At 63.2% G+C, this 14,606-nt stretch carries 15 protein-coding genes; 3 read left to right on the top strand and 12 right to left on the bottom strand.

Annotated elements, in window-relative coordinates; all coding sequences use genetic code 11:
- Positions 1–103: 103 nt before the first annotated feature.
- The 8 genes from LVW35_RS11005 to gspG form a co-directional block, all read right to left on the bottom strand.
- Positions 104–1,285 (bottom strand): substrate-binding domain-containing protein, encoded by a 1,182-nt coding sequence (locus LVW35_RS11005; RefSeq protein WP_233895463.1) that lies wholly within the window; start codon positions 1,283–1,285, stop codon positions 104–106.
- A 313-nt stretch (positions 1,286–1,598) separates the two neighbouring features.
- Entirely contained in the window at positions 1,599–2,810 is a 1,212-nt protein-coding gene (gene gspF / locus LVW35_RS11000; protein ID WP_233895462.1) for a type II secretion system inner membrane protein GspF, read from the bottom strand.
- Positions 2,810–4,228, bottom strand: a complete 1,419-nt coding sequence (gene gspE / locus LVW35_RS10995; RefSeq protein WP_233895461.1) for a type II secretion system ATPase GspE — start codon at positions 4,226–4,228, stop codon at positions 2,810–2,812. Before gspE ends, gspF begins: the two co-directional genes overlap by 1 nt.
- A gap of 853 nt (positions 4,229–5,081) precedes the next feature.
- On the bottom strand, positions 5,082–7,382 hold the full coding sequence (gene gspD, locus LVW35_RS10990; RefSeq protein WP_233895460.1) for a type II secretion system secretin GspD: 2,301 nt from the start codon (positions 7,380–7,382) through the stop codon (positions 5,082–5,084).
- Positions 7,379–7,891, bottom strand: a complete 513-nt coding sequence (gspM, locus tag LVW35_RS10985; RefSeq protein WP_233895459.1) for a type II secretion system protein GspM — start codon at positions 7,889–7,891, stop codon at positions 7,379–7,381. Before gspM ends, gspD begins: the two co-directional genes overlap by 4 nt.
- Positions 7,884–8,942, bottom strand: a complete 1,059-nt coding sequence (gspL, locus tag LVW35_RS10980) for a type II secretion system protein GspL (RefSeq protein WP_233895458.1) — start codon at positions 8,940–8,942, stop codon at positions 7,884–7,886. The genes gspM and gspL overlap by 8 nt, the downstream gene beginning before the upstream one ends.
- Entirely contained in the window at positions 8,939–9,808 is an 870-nt protein-coding gene (gene gspK, locus LVW35_RS10975) for a type II secretion system minor pseudopilin GspK (protein ID WP_233895457.1), read from the bottom strand. The genes gspL and gspK overlap by 4 nt, the downstream gene beginning before the upstream one ends.
- Before the next feature lie 8 nt (positions 9,809–9,816).
- A complete protein-coding gene (gene gspG, locus LVW35_RS10970; RefSeq protein WP_233895456.1) occupies positions 9,817–10,266 on the bottom strand; it encodes a type II secretion system major pseudopilin GspG in 450 nt (149 codons plus the stop codon).
- Positions 10,267–10,414: 148 nt separating this feature from the next.
- Between gspG and gspI the strand changes: the two genes are divergently transcribed.
- Positions 10,415–10,780: a type II secretion system minor pseudopilin GspI gene (gene gspI / locus LVW35_RS10965; RefSeq protein ID WP_233895455.1), complete on the top strand. Its 366-nt coding sequence runs from the start codon at positions 10,415–10,417 to the stop codon at positions 10,778–10,780.
- On the opposite strand, the gene LVW35_RS10960 is transcribed toward gspI, so the two are convergent.
- Positions 10,767–11,198 carry a type II secretion system protein N gene (locus tag LVW35_RS10960; RefSeq protein ID WP_233895454.1) on the bottom strand — a complete coding sequence of 144 codons (432 nt, stop codon included), beginning with the start codon at positions 11,196–11,198 and terminating at the stop codon, positions 10,767–10,769. The genes gspI and LVW35_RS10960 overlap by 14 nt on opposite strands.
- A 93-nt stretch (positions 11,199–11,291) precedes the next feature.
- Between LVW35_RS10960 and gspH the strand changes: the two genes are divergently transcribed.
- Positions 11,292–11,744, top strand: a complete 453-nt coding sequence (gene gspH / locus LVW35_RS10955) for a type II secretion system minor pseudopilin GspH (RefSeq protein WP_233895453.1) — start codon at positions 11,292–11,294, stop codon at positions 11,742–11,744.
- On the top strand, positions 11,741–12,361 hold the full coding sequence (locus LVW35_RS10950) for a type II secretion system protein GspJ (protein WP_233895452.1): 621 nt from the start codon (positions 11,741–11,743) through the stop codon (positions 12,359–12,361). The genes gspH and LVW35_RS10950 overlap by 4 nt, the downstream gene beginning before the upstream one ends.
- Here the strand turns inward: LVW35_RS10950 and LVW35_RS10945 are convergent.
- The 3 genes from LVW35_RS10945 to LVW35_RS10935 are packed head-to-tail and all read right to left on the bottom strand — an operon-like array spanning position 12,358 to position 14,523.
- Entirely contained in the window at positions 12,358–13,284 is a 927-nt protein-coding gene (locus tag LVW35_RS10945) for a FecR family protein (protein ID WP_233895451.1), read from the bottom strand. The genes LVW35_RS10950 and LVW35_RS10945 overlap by 4 nt on opposite strands.
- Positions 13,285–13,321: 37 nt before the next feature.
- Entirely contained in the window at positions 13,322–13,867 is a 546-nt protein-coding gene (locus tag LVW35_RS10940) for an RNA polymerase sigma factor (protein ID WP_233895450.1), read from the bottom strand.
- Positions 13,864–14,523 carry a secretin and TonB N-terminal domain-containing protein gene (locus LVW35_RS10935; RefSeq protein ID WP_233895449.1) on the bottom strand — a complete coding sequence of 220 codons (660 nt, stop codon included), beginning with the start codon at positions 14,521–14,523 and terminating at the stop codon, positions 13,864–13,866. The genes LVW35_RS10940 and LVW35_RS10935 overlap by 4 nt, the downstream gene beginning before the upstream one ends.
- Between the last annotated feature and the right edge of the window lie 83 nt (positions 14,524–14,606).

The following is a 14,606-nucleotide window of genomic DNA, read 5'->3' as shown; positions in this document are numbered from 1 at the left end:
CTGAACTTCTGTCACGCAAAGTTCATGCAGGGCTGTTAACGCAAAAAAATCAGCAACGGCACAGGCCGTTGCTGATCGGTGTTGCAGGTCGTTGAAGCGTGGGTTACAGCGGACGACCGATGGCGTTGCAGACGCTGGTGTTGCCGATACCTTGAGCGTTGGAAGCGGTGGCGAAGGTGTCACGCACGGCTTTTTTCCAGTTGGCTGGCAGCGGTACGAAGCGGTTGTTGCTGATGGCGGTGTCGTTGTTACCGAAAGCACCGTAGTGACGGGCGAAGAACGCACGCACTTGGGTGGTCTGGGTAGCGTCGGCGTAGCACTGGCTGAAGATCAGGTTAGTGAAGCCCAGGATCGGGTAGCCGCTGGATGGGTAAGCGAAGGTGGCTGGGCCGCTTGCGGTAGCAGCGAATACCGGTACCCAGTTGTCCGGGTTGGTAGCGTCGATGAACGAGCCATCCGCACGGGCTTCGGTTGGCGCTGGAACCAGGCCGATCGCAGCCGACACGTTGGCAGGCGCAGGGGAAACGCCGCCGACCTTGGCCACTTTGGTAGCGTCATCCAGACCGGCCAGGGTGGTCGCCGCGTAATCCGGGCTCATGTAGGTGATACGGCCTTCTACCGCGTTCAGTGCATCCATCACGCCCTGGCTGCCAGTGGCGGCCACAGCCGTCGATGGCAGACCACCGCCGTAGCTGGAAGAGAAAGTGGTGGTCACTGCGAAAGGCTGGGCTTCGGTGCATTTGGCGTTCAGGAAGCGCGTGAACAGCTCAGTGGTGCCGCTGGACTCGCTGCGATACACCAGAGCGATCGGGCCAGTGCGGCCGGAGTTGGTGATCTGGTTCCAGTTAGTCAAACGACCGGAGAACACGCCGCACAGTTGGTTAACGCTCAGGTCAACGGCGTTGGTGCCGGCCTTGTTGAACGGAATGGCAACCGAAGTGGCTACCGAAGGCACCTGGATCAGCTTGCCCCAGGCCGGTTGCTTGGCGGAAGCATAGGTCGACAGCTCAGTGGCGGTCAGCTTGGAATCGCTACCGGCCCAGTGCACGTTCTTGTTAGTCACGCCAGCCACGAACTTGGTGTAGTCGTTATTCAGGAAAGCCGACTTGCCGTTGCCGCTGCCCACGCCGATGTACGGCGCGAAGCCAGTGGTGAGTACGCCAGCGGTTTGATACAGCGGCTGTGGCAGGGTCGCGCCGCCGCCGTTGATGTCTGCCATTGCAGCCTGGGCCGAGCACAGTGCGGCGAGGGTCACGGATACCGCGAGAACGTTGCGCTTAAACATGAAGAATCTCCTTTCGTCGTGTTTGTACGTTTGGGTAGAGGGCTCTTGCATGACGCCATGGCTTCGGTCCCAAGCCCTTTTGCGGGGGCGGCCAGGGGTTAAACCATGGGAGAGAAAGTCGCAGTTTCCGATGACGGTTATGGGAAAAAACCTCGGGAGGAACGCCTTGATTTTTAAAAAGATTCTCGGGTGTTTTGGTCACGGTTCCGAGCGGTTTCGGCGTAGGTGACAGCGAGGTTTCAGCAGGCGTGGCTGGAGGCCACGCGGGTGCGCAAATGTGACGCAATGAGGAACCCGAGGTCGGTCGGGTGAGCTAAGTGACCAGTTGATTTATTTCAATGATCGGCAACAGCACCGCCATGACGATTACCAGCACCACGGCGCCCATCACCACGATCATCAGCGGCTCCAGCAGCGCGGTCATGCCCATGGCGCGGCGTTCGATATCCCGCGACAGGGTCTGCGCCGCGCGCTCCAGCATCGGCGGCAACGAGCCGGTTTTCTCGCCGCTGGCGATCAGGTGGATTAGCACCGGCGGGAAGACCTTTTCCACCGCCAGCGCCGGGGCCAGGTTGACGCCTTCGCGCACCTTGGCGGTGGCGTCGTTGACGCACTGGCTCAGACGGTCATTGGACAGGGTCTGCCGCGCCGCTTCCAGGGCGCGCAACAGCGGCACCCCGGCACCGCCGAGAATCGCCAGGGTCGAGGCAAATCGCGCGGTGTTCAGGCCCAGCACAAAACGCCCGATCAGCGGCAGGCGCAACACCCGGCTATGCCAATTCAGACGCGCCACCGGGTTACGCAAATACAGGCGCCAGCCCCAGAAACCACCGACGATTGCGGCAAAACACAGCCAACCCCAGGCACGGATGAAGTCGCTGGCGTTCAGCATCGCCAGAGTCAGCCCCGGCAGGTCCTGGCGCGCCTGGGAAAACGCACTGACTACCTGCGGCACCACGTAGCTCAGCAGGAAAATCACAATGCCGATGGACACCAGCCCCACCACGCCGGGGTAGATAAACGCAGTGAGGATCTTGCCACGCAGGTTGTTGCGTTCCTCGATGTAGTCGGCCAGACGCTCCATCACCTGGGCCAGGTCGCCGGACTCCTCTCCCGCCGCAATCAACGCGCGGTAGATCGACGGAAAGTCCCTTGGCCGCGCTGCCAGCGCATCCGCCAGGCGCATGCCACCACGCACGTCGGCGCGCACCGCGCTCAAGGTCTGGGCGATGTGTTTTTTCTCGGCCTGCTCCACCGTGGCACTCAACGCGGCTTCCAACGGCAGGCTCGCGCCCAGCAGGCTCGCCAGTTGCCGCGTGGCCCAGGCGAGGTCGTTGTCCGACAGCTTGGCACTGAAAAGGCTGCTGCCAGCCGCTGCCTGCTGATTGCTCTCGTTCTGCACCAGCAACGCGGTCAAACCCCGGCCACGCAGGCTGGCAAATGCCGCGCTCTGGCTGTCGGCGTCCACATGCCCGGCCTCGATTTTGCCGTTGGCATCGGCGGCCTCATAGCGATAGCGATTCATCAGGCGTCCCGCGTCACACGCAGGATTTCTTCCGGCGCGGTGGCGCCGCTGCGCACCCAGCGCTCGCCGTCTTCACGCATGCTGAACATCCCGGCACGGCGCGCGGCCAGGCGCAAGTCCTGCTCGTTGGCGCCCTGGTGAATCAGGCTGCGCACATCGTCATCGACGCAAAACAACTCATGGATACCGGTTCGGCCGCTGTAACCGATCTGGTTGCACTGCGCGCAGCCCACCGGCCGCCAGGTGCCAGGCGCGGCCGGGTCTTCCTGCTTGCAGTGCGGGCACAGGCGACGCACCAGGCGTTGGGCCAGCACCCCGAGTAACGATGAGGCCAGCAGGAACGGTTCGACGCCCATATCGATCAGCCGATTGACCGCCGACACCGCGTCGTTGGTGTGCAAGGTCGCCAATACCAAGTGACCGGTGAGCGATGCCTGCACGGCGATTTGTGCGGTTTCCAGGTCACGGATTTCACCGATCATGATGATATCCGGGTCCTGGCGCAGGATCGCACGCAGGGCCAGGCCGAAGGTCATGTCGATCTTGGCGTTGACCTGGATCTGGCTGATGCCCGGCAGGTCGTATTCCACCGGGTCTTCCACGGTGAGGATATTGCTGGTGCTCGCATCCAGCCGCGCCAAGGCCGCGTACAGGCTGGTGGTCTTGCCGCTGCCGGTGGGGCCGGTGACCAGCACGATGCCGTGGGGTTGGCGGATCAACGTATCCAGGCGTGCCAGCAGCTGCGGCTCCATACCCAGGGTTTCCAGTTGCAGGCGCCCGGCCTGTTTGTCCAGCAGGCGCATGACGACTCTTTCGCCATGCCCGGTAGGCACCGTAGACACACGAATGTCGATGGGCCGCCCGGCTACGCGCAGGGCAATACGACCGTCTTGGGGCAGGCGTTTTTCAGCGATATCGAGTTGGGCCATGATCTTGATGCGCGACACCAGTGCGCCATGCAGTGCCTTGCGTGGCGTGACCACGTCACGCAGGGTGCCGTCAACGCGGTAGCGCACCACGGAATGGGTTTCGTAGGGTTCGATGTGGATGTCGCTGGCTTCGTCGCGGGCGGCCTGGGTGAGCAAGGCGTTGATCATGCGGATCACCGGCGCGCCGTCCTGGGTGTCGAGCAGGTCGGTGATTTCGGGCATGTCTTGCATGAGGCGGTCGAGGTCGACCTCGTTTTCGGCGGCGCCCACTACGGCCGCGGCGCTGCCGGTGTCGGCGTAGGCGCTGGCGAGCAGTCCGTCGAGTTCGTCGTCACGGACGTGTTCGAGGTGGGTCTGGCCGAATTGGCGGTGGACTTCGCTGATGGACCAGCCGGGGGTGGAGGGGCACACGGTTAGTAGCATGCCTTCGGCGCTGGGGCGCAGGAGGATGCGTTGGGATTTGGCCCAGGCGTACGGCAATAGGCTCATTGGGTTTGCCCTTTGGAGGGGTGTACATATCCGTTGCTGCGGTAACGGCGGCTTATGGTTCCGCTCTTACAGCGGCTCACTTTTGAAGAGCGCAAAAGTAAGCAAAACGCTCTTGCCCCAACACTCGGCACCTCGCTCACGCTCGGTGTGCCCGGAATCCGACAGGCATTTGGGGGGCCGCCGCCACGCGCCATCCATGGCGCGGGGCGGCTAAACCGGCATCCCTGCCGGTTTACCCCCCAAATCCCTGTCGAATTCCGGCCAGCGTGTTTGACGGGGCGCCTAAGATCAAAATCAAGATCAAGATCAAGATCAAAAGCAAAAGCAAAAGCACAGCGGCCTGACAGCCGGCTTGAGTGGTGTGGAGCAAAGGCATACGCGGTCTTGTAGGATCTGGCTTGTCGGATTGCCGCATCGCTGCGATGCAGGCACCTCGGTGAGTCAGCTACACCCAGGTGATACTTTCGCAGGCAAGCCAGCTCCCACATTTGACCGAGTTCGACAGTCAGATACCGGTCGGCTCTAAGGCCGCCGCGCTCTGCTTTTGCTTTGGCTCTGGCTTTTGCTTTTGATCTTAGGCGCCCCGTAAAACCACGCTGGCCGAACGCAGGCTTTGGAGCGTCGGTAACCCGGCAGGACGCCGGGTTAGCCGCGCTGGGCCAAGGATGGCCCATCGCGGCGGCCCACGCTCCAAAGCCGGAGTGAGGGCACACCGAGCCTAGGCGAGGTGCCGAGTGGTGGGGCGAAGACCTTTTGGTTACTTTTGGGGCGTTTGCCAAAAGTGACCCGCTGTAAGAGCGGAACCCTAAGTGGCCGTTACCGCAGCAACGGATATGTACTCGGTGAAAGATACTCATCGCGCGGGCACCGCCCTGATCACCGCCCGCGGCCCCTGCTGCCCAGGAATCGCCTTCTCCACCGAAGGCAACTGCGGCGCCTGCACATCCGGCATCGCCCAACTATGCTCCGGCTGCAACCCCCCCTGCGCACGGCGCATAAACTCATACCGATTCAACGTAATACTGCGCCCCGCCCCACTGTCCCGAATAATGTAAGGCCGCAAAAACACCATCAGATTGGTCTTGTTCACACTGCGCTTTTCATTCCTGAACAACGCCCCCAACCCCGGAATATCCGACAACCACGGCACCGCATCATTACTCTGGCTATACCCATCCTGCAGCAACCCGCCGAGCACCATGATCTGCCCGTCATCCAGCAAAATACTGGTATCGATCGCCCGCTTGTTGGTCACCGTCCCCGCCTCCACCGACGCCCGCGTATCCACCGTACTGACCTCCTGGTAGATATCCAGCTTCACCGTGCCTCCCTCGGAAATCTGCGGCCGCACATTCAGCTTCAACCCCACCTCCTCACGCTGCACCGTCTGGAACGGGTTGTTGCTGGTGCCCCCGCCGCCAGTCACATAACTGCCGGTGACAAACGGAATCGTCTGCCCCACAAAAATACTCGCCGCTTCGTTGTCCAGCGTCAGCAGGTTCGGCGTCGACAGCACGTTGGTGCCGCCTTTGCTTTTCAACGCCCGAGCCAACACCTTGAGGTCGAGCACCTTGCCGATACCGGGAATATCCACCGTACCGTTGACCAAGCCCACGTTCAGCCCCTTGGGCAACACGTCGATACTGGTCTTGCTGGTGGGCGCACTGTTCACACCGCTACCGCCCAAGTTGACCCCACCAAACCCACCCTTGCCACCGAGATTACCGGCCTGCCACTGCACGCCGAATTCAGTGGCATCGTCTTCGCCGACTTCTACGATCAGGCTTTCGATCACCACCTGGGCGCGGCGCTGGTCGAGCATGTCGATGACTTCGCGCAGGTTGCGGTACAGCGGGTCCGGCGCGGAGATCAGCAAGGTGTTGGTGGTGGCGTCGGCCTGGATGGTCACGCCCCCGGCGCTGAACGCGGTTTCTTGATCTTTGGAGGTACCACTGGAGATGTCGGTTGAACCCGTGGATTGACCGTAACCGGATTGCACACCACTGCCGGTGGGGGTACCGCTGCTGTTTTGCGCGTTGCTCGCGCCTTGGGTGTTCTTGCCATTGCCGCCCATGACGCTGAGCTTGCTACGGGCATCGTCGCTGACGCCGGAGTCACTCTCGCCAGTGAGCAACCCACGCAGCGACTGGGCCAGTTTGCCCGCCTGGGCGTTGCGAAGGTACACCACATGCATGTTGCTGGGATTGCTCTGGGCATTGTCGAGTTTGTAGATCAGGTTGCGCGCCAGCTCGGTGCGTTCCGGGCTGCCGGAACGGATGATGATCGAGTTGGAACGTGGGTCGCCGATCACGTTGATCTTCTGGGTCTGGTCGGCGCCCTGGGTTTCCAGCAGTTCGGAGACCATGGCCGCGATGTCCACAGCGATGCCGTTCTGCACCATCACCACATCGGTGTCGATGGCGCTGGGGGTGTCGATGCCGTTGATGATCTGCGCCACCCGCGCCAGGTTTTCCGCGTAGTCAGTGATGACGATGCTGTTGTTGCCGGGGTAGGCGTTGATCGGGTTGTTCGGCGACACGATGGGACGCAGCACCGGGATAAGGTTCACCGCGTTTTCATACTGCAGGCGGAAGGTACGCGTCTGCATGCCGCTGCTGCCGGCGCTGTAGATCGGCCCGCCGAGCAATTTGGCATCGGCTTCGGGCACCACCTGGGCCACGCCGCCCACGTCGACCACGCTGAAGCCATGCATGCGCAGCGCCGCCAGCAGCATGTCGTAGGCCTGGTGCGCCGGCACCTGGCCCTCGCTGACCAGGGTAAGGTTGCCCTTCACACGCGGGTCCACCAGGAATTGCTGGCCGGTGGCGCGGGACAATGCGCGCACCACCGCCTGGATATCGGCGTCGACGAAATTAAGCTGCACTGGCTGGTCGCCCAACGGGTTGCGTGCCTTGATCGGTGCCGGAGCGTGTCCGCGGGCGCTGCTGGTCACTCGGTGTTGCACGGGCGGTTTGGGGGCCGGTTCGCGAAGACGATCCTGCAAGCCCTCGCCGCTGCCACGCGTGTCGGCAAGCGGCTGGCCGAGTTCGCTGTCCACCAGCAACGGCTTGGCAGCCTCCTGGCTGCTGCATGCGCCGAGGGCCAGCACCAGCAACGGCGCGACCAGACGAAACGGGGGAACTGACCACTTCATGAAGCTTCCTTAGCGCCAAGCGCCTGATCCATGCGAACGGTCCCGGACACAGTGCCGGCCGAGTTGTCGACGGTGTCGAGGGCGCGCTGCAATCGCGCCTCGGACACCTCCAGGGAAAACGAACGGGCAGTGCCCAGCAGCCACCCCACCACGACATCGGCCGGGGCGTTGTCGAAGGTCAGCCACCAACCCGTGGGCTCCAGCGCCCGCAACTGGTAATGGCCTTGCAGTCCTGCGCCATCCAAGGCCTGGCGCAGCGTGATTTCATCGCCTTGACGGGGTGCGGCGACATCCTGCAACAACACCTGCAAGGCTTCTGCCTGGGCGCGCAGCTTGGGGGTTTCGGCCTGCCAGTAATCAATCTTCTTCAACGCGGGCTGCACCAGCATCAACCAGGTCAGCAGGCTCACCAGCACCAGTCCGGCACCGCCGAGCAGGCGTTTTTCGCGCAGGGCAAGGCCGTTCCAGAACACCTGGGCCTGGCTGCGCAGTCGCGGCACTTTATTCATCGCCGGCTCCAGGCTTTTCTGCAGCCTGTGCAGGGGCAATTGTCCAGGCATGCTCATCGCGGCTGGCGGTAATTCCGGCCTGGGCCAACGCCGTCTGCCACTCACCCTCGGCGGTCGGGTTACGGCTGTCGGCGAGCAATTCCACGTGCAGACGCCCCTGTTCAAAAGTCAGGCTGTCGACGCTGCCGACCATGAACGGCAGGTTGCTGCCGGCCAATTGCAGCAGGCTGGTAAAGCGTTGGCTGGGGGCGGCGGCGGCGCCGGTCTGGCGTGCGGCCAATTGCTGACGGGCTTGCTGCAAGGGGTTGAGCACCACCGGCAACTCGGGAAACGCCTGTCGCACCTGTTGGTTCATCAACGCTTTAAGGCGTTGGCCTTCCTCCACCTGACGTGCGGCGTACAGGTTGAGGCCGAGGGTCCAGATGGCGATGGCGAGCGCGACGCAAGCCAGCGCCCTGCCCCATCCTACAGTCGAAGGTTGGCTGAGACGGCCGTGCAAGCCCCAAGTGGGTACAACTCCACTCCAACGCTGCGACGCTTCAACCAGTGGCATATCCAGCGCCTGCAAGCCTAGCGGGTGCACCGCGCCTTGTTGCAGGCTTTCACGTGTTAGCAGATAGCCGTCATCCAACGCCGCAGCGCCCACCGGCAAGGCGAAGGGTGCCGGGTACAGGCCGTGCAGCTTGAGTGGCAACTGGGCAATCCGCTCCAACCCGGCCTTGGGCACCCAAGCGACTTGCACACGCCCATCGCTTTCGCGCGGGCCGTGGGCCACCTGCACTTGTTCCACCGGGCCGAGGATCAGTGCCTGCGCGGCACAGGCTACGGCCGCCGCCGTTTTTGCGGCGGGCAGCGGTGGCAGCTCCAGGCTGGTGAGCAGGCTGTCGCGCGGGTGCAGGAAACAGTCCACGGCCTGGCGGGACTTGCCCAGCTGCGCCAGGCTTGAATAACCCTCTTCAACGACCACGCCACGCTCCAGCCAGGCAAACGTGACCTGGCTTTCAGCGGTCAACTGATCCAGCGGCGGCAAGCGGATGCGCAAGCGCTTCATACGCCCACCCGCGACCAGATCACGCGCGGCTGGCGGTCTTCGGGACGATGCAACAGCGCATCGATCACCACTCGCCGCTGTTCACGGCGCGCCTGGCCCTTCACGCGGAACCACTCACTGGTAATGCCCACCTGTACCGTGTCCACAGCCACTTGGGGCAGGCGCAGACGGTTGACGAAATCCCCACGGTTGATGAACCACTGCCCACTGTCACGCTCGGCCACCAGCCCATGGGCCTGGGACAGGCTGAGCTGTGGCACCACCGCGCTGAGCACTTCGGCGCTGGCAGTGTTGCCATTGACCCAGGTAGGGCTGGGCAACACGCTGATGTAGGCCTGCATGCGTTGCAGCACGACGGGGTCGAGACCTTTGATGCCGCTCAGGTCATCCAGGCTGCGCAGCATCGGGTATTTGGCGGGCGGTTCATAAGAAGCGATCACTCGCTGGCTGATACGCCGGCTCACCGCCGGGTCGACTCCGATCAATCGGCACAGCCGCTCAAAGCTCTGCAACTGCTCGGTATCCACCTGTTGGCGATTGACCAGGTTGCGCAGGTTGAACTTGCCCTGCTCGTCCTCGATGCGCCCCTCAAAATCACCCCGTTGGGCACGGGCCCAGGGTTGATCGAGGCGGGTCAACACGTCCTTCTGGCGCGCGTCCCAGAGCATCTGCCGACTGCGTTCAAGGCCACCCTGCAACAGCCATTGGCCCTGGATGCGCAGTTGCTCGGCTTCCAGGCTGCGGGTGAACACGGTCTGGCGCGTGAGCATGGCGCCGGCCAGGACCGCCACCACCGCCGCGATCAGCAAAGCGCTGATAATCGCCATGCCACGCTGCTTCGCCGCTGGGGGCGAATACTGTTTCATGATGGGCCTTACAGCTGCCAGGAGCCGATATCGGCATTCACACCCTCGCCATCCGGCTGGCCATCGGCGCCGAGCGAAAACACATCCACTTCCCCGTTGGCACCTGGGTTGAGGTAGTGATAAGGGTTGCCCCACGGATCATTGGGCAAACGCTCCAGGTAGGCGCGCCAGTTGCTGTTCTTCGCATCCGCCGGGCGCTCCACCAGCACTTTCAACCCCTGGTTCATGCTTGGGTAGGCGCCGTGGTCGAGGCGATAGAGCTTCAGCGCTTGCATCAACCCGCCGATGTCCTGCTTGGCCGCCGTGGCCCGTGCCTGGTCCGGCCGATCCAGCACCTTGGGCACCACCATGGCGGCCAGGATCCCGAGGATGACCACCACCACCATGATCTCGATCAAGGTGAAGCCACGCTGGCCGCGAGAGCCTGGCAATGGGGACGTTAGGCGCGCGATATCCATCTCGACATTCCTTGGCTTGAGTGCAATTCGTGGCGCAGTGTTGCAAGAACACATGTCAGTCGTATTGAAAATCCTCGGGAGTTTCAGTCGCCAATCGGTCAACTGCCGGCGCTAGTCTGCGGGCCTGTTTCCCGGCTTTGAGAGCGCCATGTACGGCCGTCGCAAGGAGCAAGGTTTTACCCTGATCGAGGTGCTGGTGGCGCTGGCGATCATTGCCGTGGCCATGGCTGCCGCCGTGCGCGTGGCCGGGTTGATGACCCAGAGCAACGGCTTGCTGCGCGACAAATCCATCGCGTTGCTGGCGGCGCAGAGTCGCCTGGCGGAACTGCGCCTGGAGGGCCACTTGCGCACCGGCAAGCGAACCTTCGAATGCGATCAAGGCCGCCTGAAACTGCGTTGCGAGCAGACCATCAATGCCGATGGCCGCCTGTTTCAGGTCAACCTGCAGGTGCTCGACGCCAGCCGCGAAGCGCCACCCCTGGCGCGACTGGAGACCCAGGTCATGGCCGAGTGAGCAGCGGCAGCGCAGGGCCATCCGGCAACTTGTCGAGGTTGACGCGCAGCTTCTCGCCCCCGCGCTCGATCTCTACCCCATCACCCTGGATGGCCGTCAGCCGCACGCCGGGGCTGAGCCGTTCGCCCAATAGAAAGCTGCGCGGCGGGCCGTCGTTGAGACTGAGGATCGCCACCGCGCCACGGGCGCCCGCCAGCACGCCCGTCACCTTGACGTGCAACGCCATCGGTACAGTGGAAAACCATTGCAGCGCCGGGTTATCGCTGCGCGCCGCCAGTGCCTGGGCCGTGGCTTGGGGCGTGTGGGATTCGGCGCGGGTGAGCAGCAGCGGTGTCCATACCGCTACGCCAGCCAGTGCAGCCAGCATGCCCAGCGCCTGCACGCCGTGGGCCAGGGTGAAACGATGGGCAAATGCCATGGGAGGGACCTCCTGTTTGTCCGTCGCATCAGCCTACAGGTCAATTCGCACGCTTTTATTTCACAGACTCCCCAGTTCTTCAGGAAGCCCGCGATGAGACAGCAAGGTTTCACCCTGATCGAACTGATGGTGGTGCTGGTGATCATCGGCATCGCCAGCGCCGCCATCAGCCTCACGATCAAACCCGACCCGCTGCACCTGCTGCGCAAGGACGCCGAGCGCCTGAGCCAACTGCTGCAAGTCGCCCAGGCGGAAGCCCACGCCGACGGCCGCCCCATCACCTGGCGTGCGGATGCCAAGGGTTTCCGCTTCATCCGCCGTAATGATGATGGGACAGGCGTCGAAGCGTTCAAGAATGACGACGCGCTACGCCCGCGCTTCTGGGAAAGCACGCCCATGCAGATCAACATCGAACCCCGGCAAACCCTGATATTGAATGCCGAATGGATCAACCCGCCACTGCGGGTGGTGCTGTCCGATGGACAACACAGCCTCAGCCTGCAACGCGACGCCGCCGGCTTGATGCGCGTAGTGAGTCAACCATGAACACATCCCAGCAAGGTTTCACACTGATCGAAGTGATGGTGGCGATCATGCTCATGGCGGTGGTCAGCCTGATCGCCTGGCGTGGGCTGGACAGCGTCACCCGCGCCGATCAGCACTTGCAGGCGAGCAGCGAGCAGACTGAAGTGTTGCTGCGAGCACTGAACCAGATGCAGCGCGACATCAGCTTGCGGGCGAGTGTTGAACTGGTTGCAACCGAAGTTGCGCAAGATGAAGCACCCAACACCGAAGGGCTAGCCGCCGTGACGGTGCGCAGTTCCGACAGCAAAGGTTTTCGTCTGGACGTGATCCGTAGCGCCCCGGTTGCCGGAGACGGGCTGCAACGGGTGCGCTGGTGGCTCAAGGGTGACTCACTGTATCGGGCTGCCGCGCCAGCTCGGGACCGGTACCCGCTGCCAGCGGCGAAGGATGGCGTGGTGGTGTTGACGGGCGTCAGTGATTTTCAGGTGCGGGTCTGGGAGACGGATAAGGGCTGGCGTCAACTGAGCGGCAATCGCCGGGAGGATCCGCCAGGGCTGGAAATCAGTCTGGTGCGGCAGACGCCTCAGGGCGTGGAAAAGTATCGGCAAGTGGTAGGGCCGTTGGGGTCGTTGAATTAACTCAACAACACCACCCCACCCGGCAACTCCGTGCACTTGGCCCCATACGCATCGCGAATCAGCAGCGCCACCCGCGCCAACTGCCGCAAATTGAATCGCGCCTGCACGCGGCGCTGGCCCAGTTGTTTGTTGAGCAGCACCAGCATGCCCGGCCGATAGCGGTTGATCTCATCCACCACCGTCGCCAGCGTGGCGTTGTTGAACACCAGCACCTGTTCACGCCAGGCCACGACTGCCTGGGTGTCGACGGTCGTCACCTCACTGAAACCGGCAGTGCTGTAGGTCAATTGCCGGCCACTGCCCAGGCTCATGCTATTGCCCGCAGCGTCCACCGACAGCGAGCCTTCGATACAGGTGACACACACGGTGTGATCGGTATGCCGCACATTGAACCGCGCCTGCGCCGCGCTCACCCAGCCGTCACCGGCCTGCACCTTGAGCGGTTGGGCAACGTGGGCGACCACTTCGACTTCGCCTTCGAGCAGCTCAATGCCCTGCCCCACCCGACTGATGCGGGTCTGGGTATTGAGTTCCAGGCTGATGCCTTCGCTCAACAGCACCTGGCGTTGCTCGCCGACTTCGGTGCGATAGTCCGCGGTGAGCCCGGCAAAGCCGCCCGGCACGCCGACGCGCACCATCACCACGGCGGCCGAGGCCGCAATCGCACCGCCCAGAAACGCCCGCCGACCAAAGCTGCGCGGTTGCGCCACTTGATCGAGCGCCGGGACCAGTTGCTGCCAGAGCCCCTTGGCCTGCTCGAATGCCTGGGCATGTTCCGGGCTCTGCGCGCACCAGGCTTTGAGCGCCTTGGCATCGGCCACGGTGGCGCGGCCCGAGGTCAGCAGGAGCAGCCAGTCGCGGGCTTCATCGTGCAGGGGGCTGGCGGCGGATGACCGAGCGGTGGAGAGGCTAAAAATATTCAAGCGCGCACGTACTCACGGATTTATCAGGGACTCGACACTAAGACGGTTTTCCGGCGCCGGGACCGAACCGCTGAATCACTTTTCTTTCCAGGCGCTTGGCGCAGTAGCCCAGGGCGGCCTTGATTTCTTTTTCGACCATGCGCGTGGAAATGCCGAAACGCTGGGAGATCTCCAAGTGTGGAGCCTCTTCCAGACGGGCGGCGATAAGGATTTTGCGCCGGCGTGCCGGCAGTTCGTAAAGCGCCTTGACCAGGGATTGGATTTCTTTCTGGCCGCCCACCACCCGTGACGGGTCCTGGGCTTCGTCGGCGCTTTGCAGCAGCTCTTCCACTTCGCTGCCGGTGAGCAGGCGCGCGTCGGCCTGGCGGCGGTCGGCGGCGATGTTCAGAGCCATGCGGTACAAGTAGGCGTTGGGCTGTTGCAGGTTGGGCGGCACGTCCATGCGGTCGACCCGCAGGTAGGTTTCGTGCAGCACGTCGTTGGCCAGGTCTTCCGAGCCCAGGCGCTTGCGCAAACGCACCTTGAAGTCTTCGTAGGAGGCCAGGAACAGGCTGACCATCGTACTGTGCCCGGTATTTTTCATCCGCCCCAGGCTCCTTTCGCTGCTGTGCATTCCATGCGTGTTCCTGTTGTGTCAGGCATCAAAAGTAAAGTCACCGGTTGGCGCAGTGAACTTGGCGCCGGGCGTTGGACCCGGGCCGCGCTCAGGCTGCGCACCAGTGCTTCATCGCGTTGTTCATCGCCGGTGGAGCTGACCAGCCGGCTGTGCTCTATCACCCCTTCCGGGTTGACCCACACCTGCACCAAGGCCCGAAAACTGCCGGGCCGGGTCAGCGGCGAACGGCACAGGCTGGTCTCGATGGCTTGCTGTAACGCCGTCGCGTAACTGTTGTTGATCCGCGTGGCGGGGCGTGCTGCCGCACCACGAATAGCAGGCGGCTGACTGACCTGCGGGGTCTGCAAGGTAAACGCATCGCTGCGTGCATAACGTGCCATCAGGCCACTCCCTGTCAGCAACATCGCCAGTGCTTCTTGTGCCGTAAAGCGCCCGCGTACCCCAATGGAACGCCGGCCCCGCGTCAACTCGCGGTCCACCAGCACCGCCATCCCGGTGGCGCGGCTATAGGCTTGCAGTGCGTGTTCCAGGTCTTGCGCCGGCAAATTCAGCGACAGCAGCGGTGACTCTGCCTGCGCCGTGCGACCGCCGGCCAGCAGCAATAGCAAGACCAGGGCGCACATGACGCGCCTCCAGACTCGCTGCTCACCCCCTGCTCTGCATCGCTGCACGGCCGACGCGCCCTAGAAAACCGTCATCCTGAGGC

Source organism: Pseudomonas sp. HN11 (assembly GCF_021390155.1).
GTDB lineage: Bacteria > Pseudomonadota > Gammaproteobacteria > Pseudomonadales > Pseudomonadaceae > Aquipseudomonas.
Note: the sequence above shows the minus strand (reverse complement) of the source record. Positions and strands in the feature narration are given on the sequence as shown.

Excerpts from the sequence above, each read along its gene's own strand:
- LVW35_RS11005 (WP_233895463.1), bottom strand. The coding sequence starts at position 1,285 with ATGTTTAAGCGCAACGTTCTCGCGGTATCCGTGACCCTCGCCGCACTG.
- gspF (WP_233895462.1), bottom strand. The coding sequence starts at position 2,810 with ATGAATCGCTATCGCTATGAGGCCGCCGATGCCAACGGCAAAATCGAG.
- gspE (WP_233895461.1), bottom strand. The coding sequence starts at position 4,228 with ATGAGCCTATTGCCGTACGCCTGGGCCAAATCCCAACGCATCCTCCTG.
- gspD (WP_233895460.1), bottom strand. The coding sequence starts at position 7,382 with ATGAAGTGGTCAGTTCCCCCGTTTCGTCTGGTCGCGCCGTTGCTGGTG.
- gspM (WP_233895459.1), bottom strand. The coding sequence starts at position 7,891 with ATGAATAAAGTGCCGCGACTGCGCAGCCAGGCCCAGGTGTTCTGGAAC.
- gspL (WP_233895458.1), bottom strand. The coding sequence starts at position 8,942 with ATGAAGCGCTTGCGCATCCGCTTGCCGCCGCTGGATCAGTTGACCGCT.
- gspK (WP_233895457.1), bottom strand. The coding sequence starts at position 9,808 with ATGAAACAGTATTCGCCCCCAGCGGCGAAGCAGCGTGGCATGGCGATT.
- gspG (WP_233895456.1), bottom strand. The coding sequence starts at position 10,266 with ATGGATATCGCGCGCCTAACGTCCCCATTGCCAGGCTCTCGCGGCCAG.
- gspI (WP_233895455.1), top strand. The coding sequence starts at position 10,415 with ATGTACGGCCGTCGCAAGGAGCAAGGTTTTACCCTGATCGAGGTGCTG.
- LVW35_RS10960 (WP_233895454.1), bottom strand. The coding sequence starts at position 11,198 with ATGGCATTTGCCCATCGTTTCACCCTGGCCCACGGCGTGCAGGCGCTG.
- gspH (WP_233895453.1), top strand. The coding sequence starts at position 11,292 with ATGAGACAGCAAGGTTTCACCCTGATCGAACTGATGGTGGTGCTGGTG.
- LVW35_RS10950 (WP_233895452.1), top strand. The coding sequence starts at position 11,741 with ATGAACACATCCCAGCAAGGTTTCACACTGATCGAAGTGATGGTGGCG.
- LVW35_RS10940 (WP_233895450.1), bottom strand. The coding sequence starts at position 13,867 with ATGAAAAATACCGGGCACAGTACGATGGTCAGCCTGTTCCTGGCCTCC.
- LVW35_RS10935 (WP_233895449.1), bottom strand. The coding sequence starts at position 14,523 with ATGTGCGCCCTGGTCTTGCTATTGCTGCTGGCCGGCGGTCGCACGGCG.